Annotated in this window: 13 protein-coding genes and 1 tRNA gene; 3 read left to right on the top strand and 11 right to left on the bottom strand. The window is 66.2% G+C overall.

Translation table 11 applies throughout. From position 1 onward, the window contains the following. Nucleotides 1–46: 46 nt before the first annotated feature. From ACJ7Z0_RS11795 to ACJ7Z0_RS11785, 3 genes are all read right to left on the bottom strand, one after another. Nucleotides 47–1,036 (bottom strand): ABC transporter ATP-binding protein, encoded by a 990-nt coding sequence (locus ACJ7Z0_RS11795; protein WP_434789993.1) that lies wholly within the window; start codon nt 1,034–1,036, stop codon nt 47–49. Nucleotides 1,037–1,041: 5 nt separating this feature from the next. Further along, nucleotides 1,042–1,917: an ABC transporter permease gene (locus ACJ7Z0_RS11790; protein WP_434789992.1), complete on the bottom strand. Its 876-nt coding sequence runs from the start codon at nt 1,915–1,917 to the stop codon at nt 1,042–1,044. A 73-nt stretch (nt 1,918–1,990) separates the two neighbouring features. Beyond that, entirely contained in the window at nt 1,991–2,941 is a 951-nt protein-coding gene (locus ACJ7Z0_RS11785) for an ABC transporter permease (protein ID WP_434789991.1), read from the bottom strand. A 62-nt stretch (nt 2,942–3,003) separates the two neighbouring features. Between ACJ7Z0_RS11785 and ACJ7Z0_RS11780 the strand changes: the two genes are divergently transcribed. After that, a complete protein-coding gene (locus ACJ7Z0_RS11780; RefSeq protein WP_434789990.1) occupies nt 3,004–3,315 on the top strand; it encodes a YfhL family 4Fe-4S dicluster ferredoxin in 312 nt (103 codons plus the stop codon). Here ACJ7Z0_RS11780 and ACJ7Z0_RS11775 read toward each other — a convergent pair. The 8 genes from ACJ7Z0_RS11775 to ACJ7Z0_RS11740 form a co-directional block, all read right to left on the bottom strand. Continuing rightward, the gene (locus ACJ7Z0_RS11775) at nt 3,301–3,804 is read right to left on the bottom strand and encodes a hypothetical protein (protein ID WP_434789989.1); all 504 of its coding nucleotides are present in this window, start codon (nt 3,802–3,804) and stop codon (nt 3,301–3,303) included. The genes ACJ7Z0_RS11780 and ACJ7Z0_RS11775 overlap by 15 nt on opposite strands. 51 nt (nt 3,805–3,855) lie before the next feature. Then, on the bottom strand, nt 3,856–4,488 hold the full coding sequence (pth, locus tag ACJ7Z0_RS11770) for an aminoacyl-tRNA hydrolase (RefSeq protein ID WP_434789988.1): 633 nt from the start codon (nt 4,486–4,488) through the stop codon (nt 3,856–3,858). A 74-nt stretch (nt 4,489–4,562) separates the two neighbouring features. Next, on the bottom strand, nt 4,563–5,234 hold the full coding sequence (locus ACJ7Z0_RS11765) for a 50S ribosomal protein L25/general stress protein Ctc (protein WP_434789987.1): 672 nt from the start codon (nt 5,232–5,234) through the stop codon (nt 4,563–4,565). 96 nt (nt 5,235–5,330) lie between these two features. Then, the gene (locus ACJ7Z0_RS11760; protein ID WP_093016557.1) at nt 5,331–6,302 is read right to left on the bottom strand and encodes a ribose-phosphate pyrophosphokinase; all 972 of its coding nucleotides are present in this window, start codon (nt 6,300–6,302) and stop codon (nt 5,331–5,333) included. 170 nt (nt 6,303–6,472) lie between these two features. Further along, nucleotides 6,473–6,549, bottom strand: a tRNA-Gln gene (locus ACJ7Z0_RS11755). A 67-nt stretch (nt 6,550–6,616) separates the two neighbouring features. Continuing rightward, complete coding sequence (gene ispE, locus ACJ7Z0_RS11750; protein ID WP_434789986.1) at nt 6,617–7,507, bottom strand: 4-(cytidine 5'-diphospho)-2-C-methyl-D-erythritol kinase; 891 nt, start codon at nt 7,505–7,507, stop codon at nt 6,617–6,619. After that, the gene (locus ACJ7Z0_RS11745; protein ID WP_434789985.1) at nt 7,504–8,016 is read right to left on the bottom strand and encodes a lipoprotein insertase outer membrane protein LolB; all 513 of its coding nucleotides are present in this window, start codon (nt 8,014–8,016) and stop codon (nt 7,504–7,506) included. The genes ispE and ACJ7Z0_RS11745 overlap by 4 nt, the downstream gene beginning before the upstream one ends. Nucleotides 8,017–8,021: 5 nt before the next feature. Continuing rightward, nucleotides 8,022–9,878 carry a tetratricopeptide repeat protein gene (locus tag ACJ7Z0_RS11740; RefSeq protein WP_434789984.1) on the bottom strand — a complete coding sequence of 619 codons (1,857 nt, stop codon included), beginning with the start codon at nt 9,876–9,878 and terminating at the stop codon, nt 8,022–8,024. Nucleotides 9,879–9,950: 72 nt separating this feature from the next. On the opposite strand from ACJ7Z0_RS11740, the gene mutM reads away from it, so the two are divergent. Together mutM and ACJ7Z0_RS11730 are read left to right on the top strand one after the other, a co-directional pair. Next, nucleotides 9,951–10,763 carry a bifunctional DNA-formamidopyrimidine glycosylase/DNA-(apurinic or apyrimidinic site) lyase gene (mutM, locus tag ACJ7Z0_RS11735; RefSeq protein ID WP_431128011.1) on the top strand — a complete coding sequence of 271 codons (813 nt, stop codon included), beginning with the start codon at nt 9,951–9,953 and terminating at the stop codon, nt 10,761–10,763. Nucleotides 10,764–10,852: 89 nt separating this feature from the next. Further along, a complete protein-coding gene (locus ACJ7Z0_RS11730) occupies nt 10,853–12,817 on the top strand; it encodes a dynamin family protein (RefSeq protein ID WP_434789983.1) in 1,965 nt (654 codons plus the stop codon). The last annotated feature ends 1 nt before the right edge of the window (nt 12,818 follow it).

Raw genomic sequence — 12,818 nt, 5'->3', positions numbered from 1 at the left:
CTTCGCACTGCGGTGCGAGCCCCCTTCGGAGCGGCCGAGCGGGGGCTCATGTTGCGAGGGCGCCTTCCGCGGCAATTTCCTCGAGCCGGATGCAGCGCACGGCGTGGTCGTGCCGCAATATCGTGGGCGGTGGCCGGGTCGTGTGACAGGCATCGACCGTGTACTTGCAGCGGCCGGCAAAAGGGCAGCCCGGAGGCAGATCGACCAGCTCGGGCACGCTGCCGCGGATGGTGGCCAGGCGAACTCCGCGCGGCGCACCGAGCGCCGGCCGCGCTGCGAACAGGCCCTGCGTGTAGGGATGCGCGCGCTCGGCAAACACGGTTTCGGTCGGGCCGCTCTCGACCACGCTGCCGCCGTACATCACCAGCATTTTCGAGACGGTCTGGGCAATGACGCCGAGGTCGTGCGAGATCAGGATCAGCGCCATGCCGCGCTCGGCCACGAGGCCCTGGATGAGCTCGAGGATCTGCTTCTGGATGGTGACGTCGAGCGCGGTGGTGGGTTCGTCGGCAATCAGCAGGTCGGGGCCGCAGGCCAGGGCCATCGCAATGCCGATGCGCTGGCGCTGGCCGCCCGAAAACTGGTGCGGGTAGGCATCGAGCCGCGACGCCGCATCGGGAAGGCCCACGCGCTCAAGCAGCGCCAGCACTTCCTTGCGCGCTTCGGCGCCGGTGAGTCCGCGGTGCAGCCGCAGCGGCTCGCCGACCTGGCGTGCGATGGTGTGAACCGGGTTCAGCGCCGTCATCGGCTCCTGGAAGATCATGCCGATGCGGTTGCCGCGGATCTGGCACATGGCTTTTTCGTCCCGGCCGACGAGTTCGGTGTCGTCGAAGCGGATGCTGCCGGTGACCTTGGCGGTGGAAGGCAGCAGGCCCATCAGCGACTGCACTGTGATCGACTTGCCGCAGCCCGATTCGCCGACGATGCCCAGCGTTTCGCCGCGCTCGAGCGTGAAGCCGATGCCGCGCACGGCCTCGGCGGGGCCGCGCTGCGTTTGCAGTTCGACGTGCAGGTCCTTGACTTCGAGAAGAGGCATATCGCTTAGCGGGCGCGCGCAAGGCGCGGGTCGAGCAGATCGCGCAGCCCGTCGCCGAGCAGGTTGAGGCCCAGCACCGCCATGGCGATCGCCATGCCGGGGAACACCGCGAGCAGGGGCGACTGGAACATCATGGTCTGCGCCTCGCTGAGCATGCGGCCCCACGAGGGCTGCGGCGGCTGCGTGCCCAGGCCGAGGTAGGAGAGGGCGGCCTCGGCGAGGATGGCAATCGCGAAGCGGATCGTGATCTGCACGATCAGCACGGCCGAGATGTTGGGCAGCACGTGCTGCATCGTGATGGCGAACGAACCCTTGCCGCAGGCGCGCGCGGCCGCCACGTATTCGCGCGACCAGATGGCATTGGCCGAGGCCCGTGTGATGCGCGCAAAAGTCGGGATGTTGTAGATGCCGATGGCGATGATCGCGTTGACGATGCCGGCGCCGAACACGGCCGTCATCATGATGGCCGACAGGATGGCCGGGAAGGCGAGCGAGAAATCGGTGAGCCGCATGATCGCTTCCTCGACCCAGCCGCGCCGCGCCGCGGCGAGCAGGCCCAGCGCCGTGCCCACGACGAGGCCGATGCCGACCGCGATCACGCCCACCAGGATGGAAGCCCGCGCGCCCACCAGCAGCAGCGAAGCCACGTCGCGCCCGTAGGTGTCGGTGCCCAGCCAGTGCGAGCCCGACGGCGGCTTCAGCTTGCTGGCCATGTCCATCTCATAGGGCGACCAGGGCGTCCACGCCAGCGAGACGGTGGCAGCCAGCAAAAGGAGCAGCGTCAGCACGCCGCCGAGCACGAAGCTGCGGTGCCGGAGCGCGCGCCGCCAGAAGCCCGGCACCGTGAGCGCCGCTGCGCTGGGAACGGGTACGGCGCTCATTGATGCACCCTTGGCGCTGCGCGCCTTCCCGCCAGGCGGGAGCGAGCTTGCTTGGGGCGGCCCGGCACGGCGCTCATATATCGCTCGCCTTGATGCGCGGATCGATCACGGCATAAAGCACGTCGACCACGAAGTTCACGATAACCACCATTGCCGCGAGCAGCATCACGCAGTTGCGCACCACGATCAGGTCGCGGTTGCTGATGGCCTGGAAGATCAGCCGGCCCAGGCCCGGCAGGTAGAACACGTTCTCCACCACGATGGTGCCGGCCAGCAGTTCGGAAAACTGCATGCCCATGACCGTGATGACGGGGATCATCGCGTTGCGCAGCACGTGGGTCCAGAGCACGGCGCGCTGCGAAACGCCCTTGGCGCGCGCGGTGCGCACGAAGTCTTCGCGCATCACCTCGAGCACCGCCGAGCGCGTGATGCGCGCGAGGATCGCGGCCTGCACCACCGCCAGCGACAGGGCCGGCAGCAGCAGCGACTTGATGCCCGAGAAGATGCCCTCGCTCCAACCCTCGAAGCCGCCGGCCGAGAACCATTGCAGCTGAACCGAGAACACCAGGATCAGCAGGATGGCGAACCAGAAATTGGGAATGGCGATGCCGACCTGGGCCATGCTCATCAGGCCGACGTCGCCGAGCTTGTTGTGGCGCGCGGCGGCGGTCACGCCCACCAGCAGCGCAATCACGACGGTGAGGGCCATCGCCAGCATGGCCAGAGGAACGGTAAGCGCGAGGCGTTCCAGGATCAGGTCGAGCACCGGCGAGCTGTAGGCGTAGCTGTCGCCCAGGTTGCCCGTCAGGAGCCCGGCAATCCAGTGCCAGTAGCGCGTCCAGGCGGGCTGGTCGAGGCCGAGCTTGGTGGCGAGGGCGGCCACGGCCTCGGGTGCGGCATCGGGGCCCATCAGCATCTGCGCGGCGTTCCCCGGCAGGATCTCCAGGACGAGGAAGACTATGACCGAGGCGCCGATCAGCGTACCGATCAGCGTGGCGAGGCGCTTGAGGATGAACAGGCTCATGGGGCGGGGCGCAGCATAACCCGACTCGTGCAACAAGCGTGCCTTGTTCGCGATAATCGGGTATGGCCCTCATGATCACCGACGAATGCATCAATTGCGATGTCTGCGAGCCCGAGTGCCCGAACGATGCAATCTACATGGGCGCGGAGTTCTACGAGATCGACCCGCACAAGTGCACCGAATGCGTCGGCCACTTCGACGAGCCGCAGTGCGTGCAGGTGTGCCCGGTCGCGTGCATTCCGATCCATCCCGAGCACGTGGAAAGCCGCGAGACGCTGTGGCAGAAGTTCGAGCGGCTCGCCGCGGCCAAGGCCGCCGCTGCCGTTGCATCGGAGCCGCAGCCGCGGACCGAGGCGCCCTCAACCGGCGCTTGAGTCGGACGAGGGCTTTCGCTTTTTCTTCTTGCTGCCCTCGCCAGGGGCAGATGCCTGCGTGCCGCCCGCCGAGCCGCTGAAGCGCGCGCTCGACTTGTGCGGTTCGGCGCTGAGTTTCTGCGCCCGTGCCCGCGCCAGCTGCTCGGAAGACGCGAGCCGGCGTTCGTTGATGGCGGCTTGCCGTGCCTCGTGGGCCGACCTTCGGCTGCGCTCGTAGGCTTCTTTTTCCTCCGACAGTCTGATGCGCTCCAACTGGTCGGCGCGCGCCTCCGCCCTTTGCGTGCCAGCCTCCGAGGCACGGCGGTCCGCATCGGTACGCACGTCGTCGACTTTTACGGGCCTTCCGCCCTCGCAGGGGCGGTCGGTGTAGGTGTTGCCGCAGCGGTAGGCTTCGGCCCTTCCTTGCGCCGTGGCGGACAGGCAGAAAGCACCGGAAGCTACCAAAAAGATAGCAATGGCCGTTTTTCCGGCGATCGATTTTCTTTTCATTTCTTTTTCTCTCCCTTTTTCTCTCGCTCTCCCGCGCTCTGGGCCGGCTGACTAGGGGGCGGCGGGCGCGCCTCCATCGCCGGGCTCTCGCCGCGGCGGTTTGGGCCGGGGCGGTTTGCTCGTGTGAATGATCAGGGTGGCTTTTTCCATCTCGCCCGCCACCAGTGCGGGTGCCGCGTGCAGGGTGCGCGCGATGGCGTCTTCGATGGCGTCGCGCTGCTCCTTCAGCGGCTTCTTGAGCACCCAGTTGATGACCTCCGACTTCACGCCGGGATGGCCGATGCCCAGGCGCAGGCGCCAGTAGTCGCCAGTGCCCAGCTGCGCGTGGATGTCGCGCAGTCCGTTGTGGCCGGCATGGCTGCCGCCGAACTTGAGCTTGGCCTGGCCGGGCACCACGTCGAGCTCGTCGTGCACCACGAGGATTTCTTCGGGCGCAATCTTGAAGAATCGCGCGAGCGCGCCCACCGATTTGCCCGACAGGTTCATGAAGGTCTGCGGCTCCAGGAGCCAGACGCTTTGCCCATTGATGTTCGCGCGCGCCGCGAGGCCGTGATAGCTGCGCTCAGGCGCGAGGTTGAGTTTCCAGTCGCGCGCCAGGGCGTCGATCCACCAGAAGCCGGCGTTGTGCCGGGTGGCTTCGTATTCAGGACCCGGGTTACCGAGGCCGACAAACAGCTTGATCATGAGGGGAATTATCTCGCCGGCCCCAAAGCAAAAGGCCCGCACGAGGCGGGCCTTTTGCAGGGACGCGAAGGAAATTACTTCTTCGCGGCGGGCTTTGCCGTCTTGGCGGCAGGCTTGCCGTTGGCAGCCGGTGCGGCGCCTTCGGGAGCTGCAGCGCCTTCAGCGGCAGCTGCCGGCTCTTCGGCGACCAGCGGCGGCACGGCCGACACGACGACCGGGTTCAGCTTGCCGTGGCTCACGAACTTCACGCCCTTGGGCAGCTTGATGTCGTTGACGTGCAGCGTGGCGTTCTTCTTGAGGCCGGAGAGATCGATCTCGATGAACTCGGGCAGGTCGGCCGGCAGGCAGCTGATCTCGAGCTCGGTCATCACGTGGTTCACGAGGTTGTGGTCGAGCTTGACGGCATCGGACTCTTCTTCACCCTTGAAGTGGAGCGGCACCTTCATGTGCAGGCGGGTCTTGGCATCGACGCGCTGGAAGTCGATGTGTTGCACCAGCTGGCGGAACGGGTGGTACTGCACGTCGCGCAGCAGCACTTTGCTGGTGGCGCTGCCGAGTTCCATTTCGAGGATCGACGAGTGGAAGGCTTCCTTCTTGAGGGCGTGCCACAGCGCGTTGTGATCGAGCTCGATCAGCTGGGGCTGGCCTTCACCACCGTAGACGATACCGGGCGTCTTGCCCGAGATGCGGAGACGGCGGCTCGCACCCGTGCCCTGCTTTGCGCGCTCAAAAGCGACGAATTTCATAACAACTCCTGTGAGAGTCCACCGCGACCAGTGCGACTCCGGTTCAACAAGGACGCCGTTCCTGAAAAAGGAAGGTGGCGCCCGCTTTTTGCTCGGTCAGAACAGGTTGTCCTGGTCCGAGAACAAACTCATCACCGACTCGCCCTTGGCAATGCGCTGGATCGTTTCGGCGATCAGCGGTGCCACGGAGAGCTGGCGGACCTTTCCGCACGCCAGGGCGCCGTCGGAAAGGGGAATGGTGTTGGTCACGACCACTTCGTCGAGCGCGGAGTGGGTGATGCGCTCGATGGCAGGGCCCGAGAAGATCGGGTGCGTGCAATAGGCGTAGACGCTCTTGGCGCCGCGCTCCTTGAGCACCTCGGCCGCTTTGACCAGCGTGCCGGCGGTGTCGATCATGTCGTCCATGATCACGCAGTTGCGGCCGTCGATCTCGCCGATCACGTTCATGACCTCGCTCACGTTGGCCTTCGGACGGCGCTTGTCGATGATGGCGAGGTCGCAGTTCAGCTGCTTGGCCAGTGCGCGCGCGCGCACCACGCCGCCCACGTCGGGCGAGACCACGATCAGGTCTTCGTAGTTCTTCTGGCGCAGGTCGCCCAGCAGAACCGGCGACGCATAGATGTTGTCGACCGGAATGTCGAAGAAGCCCTGGATCTGGTCGGCGTGAAGGTCCATGGTGAGCACGCGCTCGACGCCCACGGTTTCAAGCAGGTTGGCCACCACCTTGGCCGAGATCGGCACGCGGCTCGAGCGCGGGCGGCGGTCCTGGCGGGCGTAGCCGTAATAGGGAATCACTGCGCTGATCCGCTCGGCCGAAGCGCGCTTGAGCGCGTCGACCATGATCAGCAGTTCCATCAGGTTCTCGTTGGTCGGTGCGCAGGTCGACTGCACCACGAACACATCGCGCGCCCGGACGTTCTGGTTGATCTCGACGGTGACTTCGCCGTCGGAGAAGCGACCCACGCGTGCGGCGCCCAGCGAGGTGCCGAGGTTGTGCGCGATTTCCGCGGCCAGGCCAGGATTGGCGTTACCGGTGAAAACCATGAAATCAGGGTGATTAGCCTGCATGAGCGCGTCCCGGCAGTGCGAATTGGCTTTTAGGAAGCCGCCAAAGAGTTTGAGTCGTGGCGACCCAGGGGCCGCCAATTATTGCAGCGGGTGGGCTGCAAAAGAAGCACTGCGGCCGGTGGGCCGCAGTTTGAAGCGCTGCGGCGGTTAAACCGCAGCCTGAAGAAATTTGGCAGGGGAGAAAGGATTCGAACCTTTGCATGCTGGAATCAAAATCCAGTGCCTTAACCAGCTTGGCGACTCCCCTACACGGGTCGATGGTTTTCACCACAAACCGATATATGTCGCATCGGACCTTAACAGTCCGATCATCTTCAGGTCGCCCATCCCCAAAGTGGATGAACGGCCAAATTGCTGCATTGACGAACCTGCCAGCCCGTTGGGGCTTCGGCCAGTTCCGCTTTTTGCGGCCCTTGCGGCATTTTCGCGAATACCGAACTTCCGGAGCCGGTCATCCGGGCTTTCAGTCCTTGGGCGCCGAGCCATTCGATGGCGTCGGAGACCGCGGGGCAAAGCCGCTGGGCAACCGGCTGCAGGTCGTTGTGGCCGAAGTCGAAAACCTTGAAAGCGCTGCTTTCGGGGTCTTGGGCTTCAAGCTGTTCGCTATCTGCAGCAAAGCCCGAGATTATAGCAACAGGAGTGGCGCGTTGAAGGTCCGGCGCAGAAAAAATTAGCCGGGTGTCGAGTCCCTCGGGTGGCTTGACCACCACGAACCGTGCCGGAGGGACGTTCACGGGGCTGATTTTTTCGCCGATTCCCTCGACCCACGCGTTGCGCCCGCCGAGGAAAAACGGCACGTCGGCGCCCAGTTTCACGCCGATTTCGGCCAGGCGGGTCAGCGGCAGGTTCAGCTTCCACAGCCGGTTCAGGGCCAGCAGGCAGGTTGCGGCGTCCGAAGAACCCCCGCCCATGCCGGCCTGCGCCGGCACCTGCTTGGCAATGCCGATGTGGGCGCCCTGGCCGGGCGCGGCATGCGCCTGGAGCGCGCGCGCCGCGCGAAGGACAAGGTCGTCGGGCGGCAGTTCGGTCGTCAGGTCTTCGCGGCTCAACTGGCCGTCGTGGCGCAACTCGACGTGGAGCGTGTCGCACCAGTCGATCAGCATGAAGACCGACTGCAGCAGGTGGTAGCCGTCTTCGCGCCGGCCGGTGATGTGCAGGAAGAGGTTGAGCTTGGCCGGTGCGGGAAGGTCGTAGATCGCCTTCATGACCGTTCGAACACGATGCGCAGGTCTGCCGTGGGGCTGGGGGCTTCGCGCGTAGCCTGCAAGCGGCCGTTGGCGATCTGCCCCAGGTCCGGGCGCCAACCGGGCACGCGGTCGTCGCGGCCCGCAAGCCAGCCGAAAAGCGCACCCACGGGGATCGCGGCGCCGGTGGCCGCTTCGATCAGTGCATCGACCGATTCGTAGCGCCGGATCTCGCTGCCATTCTTGAGCAGGGCTTCGCCCGGCGACCAGTGCAACTGGGCCAGCGTGCTGCCGATCGGGCTCGTGAGCGAGAGTTCGCCCGACTCGGGCGACCCACGCAGCTCGAACAGGGCGGAAAAGGTTTGCACAGGCTGGCTGTCGATGCGCAGCGACATGCGGCCGCTCCATGCGTCCGTGCCCTGGGGCCGCGTGGCGCTCGGGAGCTGCGCGCAGCCGGCCGCGAGCAGCATTGCCGCAACGCCCGCCGCGAGCACGCTCCGGCGGCCACCATCAAGCCCGGGAGAAAGCATGGCCGTCACGGCTTGACCCGCAAGCGCTTGAGCGTCTCCTGCAGCGTCTCGTTTTCGGCGTCGCTCAGCAGGGCTTCCTTCCAGATGACGACCGCGCGGTCCTTCTGGCCGGTGGCCCAGAGCACTTCGCCAAAATGCGCGCCGATTTCCGGATCGGGCCGGGACTTGTAGGCCGCTTCGAGGATGCGAATGGCTTCGGTCGTGTTGCCCAGCCGGAATTCCACCCAGCCCAGGCTGTCGGCAATGAAGGGGTCTTCAGGTGCCAGCTGCACGGCTTTCTGGATCAGCGTGCGCGCTTCGTCGAGCCGGATCTTGCGATCGGCGAAGGAGTAGCCGAGCGCGTTGTAGGCGTTCTGGTTCTCGGGCTTGAGCTCGATCAGCCGGCGCAGCAGCCGCTCCATTTCGTCCAGGCGATTCAGCTTTTCGGCCACCATGGCCTGGTCGTACACCAGGTCGCTGTCGTTGGGAGCAGCGGCGGACGCCTGGGCCAGCATGTCGTAGGCGGCCTGGTATTGCTTGGCGTCGCGCAGCAGCTGCACTTCGGCGAGGAATTTCTGCTTCTTGTCTTCTGCCGTGCGCTCGGGCAGGCCGCGCACGAGTTCGCGTGCCTGAGGCAGCTTGCCCTGGCGCGCCAGCAGGCCCGCGCGGCGCGTCTGCGCAACAACCAGTTCGTCGGTGCTGTCGACGCGTGCAAGCCATCGTTCCGCGGCCGTGAAGTCCTTGCGGCGTTCCGCCAGCTGCGACAGAACGAGGTAGGCCTGCGTGGTGCCGCGCTGGCGATCTTCCGCATCTTTCTGGCTGGCCGCCAGATCGACATAGCGCTTGAGCGACGTTTCGGCCGCCGCGTCCTGCCGGGCCTGGGCCTGGAGGCTGCCGAGCAGCAGCCAGGGCTCGGCCAATTCGGGCCGGGCCGTGGTGAGCGCCTGCAATTGCGCGGCGGAATCGGTGTAGCGGCGGTTTTCGACCAGCACGCGGGCGTAGGCAATGCGCAGGTCGGGCGCCGCCTTGGGGTTGCTGGCCAGATAGCGCGTGACGATCGGTTCTGCGAGCGGCTGGCCGGGGTCGATCATCTCGAGCGCCAGTGCGGCCGGGGCGTCGGAGGCGGGGTCGAGCTGCTGGCCCTTGAACGCGGCGTCCAGTGCGCCGGAGGTGTCGCCGGCATTCAGGCGCAGGCGGCCGACCGTTGCCCAGGCAAGGCCACCGGTGGTGGGGCTCTTGAGCTCGTCGACCAGTGCCTGCTCGACCACCGACGCGGCCAGCTTCTTGTCAGAGGCGCGCGAGTAATTGCGGGCGATTACCGCCATCAGCATCGGCCGCTCGATCTGCGGCGTGGCCGCGATCTCGGCGCGCAGCGGCGCGACGGTTTCACTGATGCGGTTGAGCGCAATCAGGATCTGCAGTTCGATGCGGCGTGCATCGCGCGAATTGGGCAGCGTTTCCTGCCATGCGCGGGAGGCCGCCAGCGCTGCGTCACCGGAGCGCGATTGCAGGGCGATTTCGACCGCGCGCTGGAACAGCTTGCCGTCGCGCAGCCGCCGGGCCGCGTCGAGCACCAGCGCATAGCCCGATCCGGGATCTCCGGAGCGCGTGGTCAGCTCGCCCATCAGGATCTCGTAGAACAGTTGCGCAGTCAGGGCCGAGGGTTGTGCGGCGGCTTCGCTGCTGGTGGACTTCACGTCGGCTGGCTTTGCCGCGGGTGCCGGGGCAGGCCTTGCTCCCGGCCGAGATGGCGTCGGCCGCTCGATGATGGGGGCCGGACTCTTGGGCGCGGCGGGGTCGGAGGTTTGCGCTTGAACGGCGCAAGCCAGCAAGACGAGTGACGCGGCCGCCGCAAGGCGGTGTCGGCGGAGCGATGGAATCATCGAACCATAATAATCCAAGCTTTTGAGCGAGCATCGCGTGGGGCCTCGTCGCAGCCCGGAGATTTCAATTTCATGCCTGAGCTTCCCGAAGTCGAAGTGACGCGGCGCGGTTTTGCCGAACGCATCGCCGGTGCACGCATCGATGCAGCCCGCATCGGCAAGCCCCTGCGGTGGGCGCTGATGGTCGCACCCGAAGCGCTGGCCGGACGCCGGGTGCTGCAAGTGCGCCGGCGCGGCAAGTACCTGCTGATCGACCTGGACCGCGGGCTGCTGCTGCTGCACCTGGGCATGTCGGGCAGCCTGCGCTTCGATGCGGCGCTTCCCGCGCCTGGCGCTCACGACCACTTCGACCTGGTCACCGACCGCGGCACGCTGCGGCTCAACGATCCGCGCCGCTTTGGCGCCGTGGTCTACGTGGAGGACGAGGCGGCGCCCTGGGCCATCAAGCTGCTCGGCGGCCTCGGCATGGAGCCGCTGGGCGACGAGTTCGACCTGGATGCGTTCCATGCCGGCCTTCGCAAGCGCCGGACCGCGGTGAAGCAGGTGCTGCTCGCGGGCGACGTGGTGGTGGGCGTCGGCAACATCTACGCCTCCGAGGCGCTGTTCCAGGCGGGCATCCGGCCGACGCTTTCGGCCGCGCGCATCAGCCGGCCGCGGGCGGCCAAGCTCCATGCGGCGGTGCGCGAAATCCTCGCCAGGGCGGTGGAGAAGGGCGGCAGCACGCTGCGCGACTTCTCCAATGTGGACGGGCAGAACGGCTACTTTCAGCTCGAAGCGACGGTCTACGGCCGCGCGGGCGAGCCTTGTCGGGTCTGCGCAACGCCGATTCGGCAACTGCGCCAAGGCCAGCGTTCGACTTACTATTGCCCAAATTGTCAAAAATAGTGTTTCGGCGCCCGCGTTCGAATATCCTGCAAACGGTTGCTCCACAGCTTGCAATGCTATATTTGTAAGTTGTTTCTTACATATTCCCTTTGAGCCGCTCTTTCAATCAACAACTCGATCAGCACGGTGCCTGGCGAAGCAATTTTGCGCATCGCCTGCAGTGGCTGACCCGCTGGCTGACCGAAAACGAGCTGCTCGACCAGGCCGTGGCCGAGCGCTTGCGCGGCCTGGAGCTGCAGATCCGCAACAGCAAGGTCATGGTCGCCTTCGTGGCCGAGTTCTCGCGCGGCAAGTCGGAGCTGATCAACGCGATCTTCTTCGCGGGCTATGGGCGGCGCATCATGCCGGCCAGCGCGGGGCGCACGACGATGTGCCCGACCGAACTGGGCTATGACGCCGCGCAGGCCCCCAAGCTGCGGCTGCTGCCGATCGAAACGCGCCTGGAGCCTCATTCGCTCACGCACTGGCGCGAAAAGCCCACGCGCTGGACCGAAATCGCGATCGACGTGGAGAACGCCGAGCAACTGGCCCTGGCCATGGGCAAGGTGGCCGAGGTGCGCTGGGTCAGCAAGGACGAGGCGCACGCGCTGGGCTTCTGGAACGAAGAGACGCCGGACGACAACCCGGTGCAGGACGCCGAAGGCCGGGTCGAGATTCCGCGCTGGCGCCATGCCATTCTGAACATGCCGCATCCCTTGCTGGAGCAGGGGCTGGTGATCCTCGACACCCCGGGCCTGAACGCGATCGGCGCCGAACCCGAACTCACGGTGAGCCTGATCCCGCAGGCCCATGCGGTCGTCTTCATCCTGGGCGCGGAAACCGGGGTGACCCGCTCCGACCTGTCCATCTGGCGCGAGCACCTGGTCACCGAAAGCGAAGGCAGCGACACGCGCTTCGTGGTGCTCAACAAGATCGACACCATGTGGGACTCGCTCAGCACGCCCGCGCAGATCGAGATGCAGATCGAGCGGCAGCGTGAAGTGGCGGCCAAGTTTCTCGAGGTTCCGCTCGTGCAGGTGCTGCCGGTGTCGGCGCAAAAGGGCTTGCAGGCAAAGATCCAGCGCGACCCGCGGCTGCTCGATGCCAGCCGCCTGCCTGCACTCGAAATGCTGCTCGCCGAAGGCGTGCTGGGCAAGCGCGAAACCATGCTGCGGCTTGCCGTGGATGCAGGCATGGTGGCGCTGCGGGTCGAGGCCGAGCGCATCCTCAAGGTGCGCCAGCGCGATCTGTCGGAGCAGGCGCTGGAACTGCAGGGCCTGCGCGGCAAGAATATCTCGGTCATCCGCCACATGCGTGGGCGCATCGACCAGGAGCAGACGGAGTTCGAGGGCAGCAACACGCGCATCCTGGCCCTGCGCTCGGTGCAGGGCAAGCTGCTGCGCGAGGTGTACGCCGTGCTCGGCCGCACCGCGCTCAAGGCCGACATGGTGCGGCTTTCGAGCGCGCTCAAGCGCCCGGGCATCAAGTTCAACGTGCGCAAGGTGTACGGCGAAACCTTCGACTCGCTGCGCAACAACCTGCGCGAAGTGCAGGCGACCACGGCCGAGATCCAGTCGATGCTGCACGCCACCTTCCGCCAGCTCAACGCGGAGCAAGGCTTCAACTTGCAGGCGCCCGCCGAGCCGGACCTGACCAGCTTCGAGCAGGAGCTGAGCCAGATCGAGCGCAGCCACATTCACTACCTGGGCGTCGGCAATCTGCTGAAGCTGGCGCAGGCGGATTTTTGCGACAAGCTGGTGCGTGCGCTCGCAAGCCGGCTGCGGCTGGTCAACGAAGCCGCAATGACCGAGGTCGAGCGCTGGAGCAAAGGCGCCAGCGCGCAGATCGACGCACAGCTGAAGGAGCGCCGCCGCAACTTCACCAAGCGCATCGAGGCGATCGAGCGCATCCAGAGTGCGGCCGGCAACCTCGACGAGCGCCTGCTCGAGCTGTCCACGCAGGAGAGCAGCCTGGCCGAGTTGCATGTCCGGCTGCAGGAATTCACTTCGATGATCACGCAACAGGGAAGGCCGGCCGCCGCGGCCGCCGCCATCGGCGAACTGCGTGCGGCCTGAT

This window comes from Variovorax palleresanus, from assembly GCF_051144945.1.
Taxonomy (GTDB): domain Bacteria; phylum Pseudomonadota; class Gammaproteobacteria; order Burkholderiales; family Burkholderiaceae_C; genus Variovorax; species Variovorax paradoxus_S.
Note: the sequence above shows the minus strand (reverse complement) of the source record. Positions and strands in the feature narration are given on the sequence as shown.

What these genes read in the sequence shown, in the direction of transcription:
- ACJ7Z0_RS11795 (WP_434789993.1), bottom strand. Translation starts at nt 1,036, where the DNA reads ATGCCTCTTCTCGAAGTCAAGGACCTGCACGTCGAACTGCAAACGCAG.
- ACJ7Z0_RS11790 (WP_434789992.1), bottom strand. Translation starts at nt 1,917, where the DNA reads ATGAGCGCCGTACCCGTTCCCAGCGCAGCGGCGCTCACGGTGCCGGGC.
- ACJ7Z0_RS11785 (WP_434789991.1), bottom strand. Translation starts at nt 2,941, where the DNA reads ATGAGCCTGTTCATCCTCAAGCGCCTCGCCACGCTGATCGGTACGCTG.
- ACJ7Z0_RS11780 (WP_434789990.1), top strand. Translation starts at nt 3,004, where the DNA reads ATGGCCCTCATGATCACCGACGAATGCATCAATTGCGATGTCTGCGAG.
- ACJ7Z0_RS11775 (WP_434789989.1), bottom strand. Translation starts at nt 3,804, where the DNA reads ATGAAAAGAAAATCGATCGCCGGAAAAACGGCCATTGCTATCTTTTTG.
- pth (WP_434789988.1), bottom strand. Translation starts at nt 4,488, where the DNA reads ATGATCAAGCTGTTTGTCGGCCTCGGTAACCCGGGTCCTGAATACGAA.
- ACJ7Z0_RS11765 (WP_434789987.1), bottom strand. Translation starts at nt 5,234, where the DNA reads ATGAAATTCGTCGCTTTTGAGCGCGCAAAGCAGGGCACGGGTGCGAGC.
- ACJ7Z0_RS11760 (WP_093016557.1), bottom strand. Translation starts at nt 6,302, where the DNA reads ATGCAGGCTAATCACCCTGATTTCATGGTTTTCACCGGTAACGCCAAT.
- ispE (WP_434789986.1), bottom strand. Translation starts at nt 7,507, where the DNA reads ATGAAGGCGATCTACGACCTTCCCGCACCGGCCAAGCTCAACCTCTTC.
- ACJ7Z0_RS11745 (WP_434789985.1), bottom strand. Translation starts at nt 8,016, where the DNA reads ATGCTTTCTCCCGGGCTTGATGGTGGCCGCCGGAGCGTGCTCGCGGCG.
- ACJ7Z0_RS11740 (WP_434789984.1), bottom strand. Translation starts at nt 9,878, where the DNA reads ATGATTCCATCGCTCCGCCGACACCGCCTTGCGGCGGCCGCGTCACTC.
- mutM (WP_431128011.1), top strand. Translation starts at nt 9,951, where the DNA reads ATGCCTGAGCTTCCCGAAGTCGAAGTGACGCGGCGCGGTTTTGCCGAA.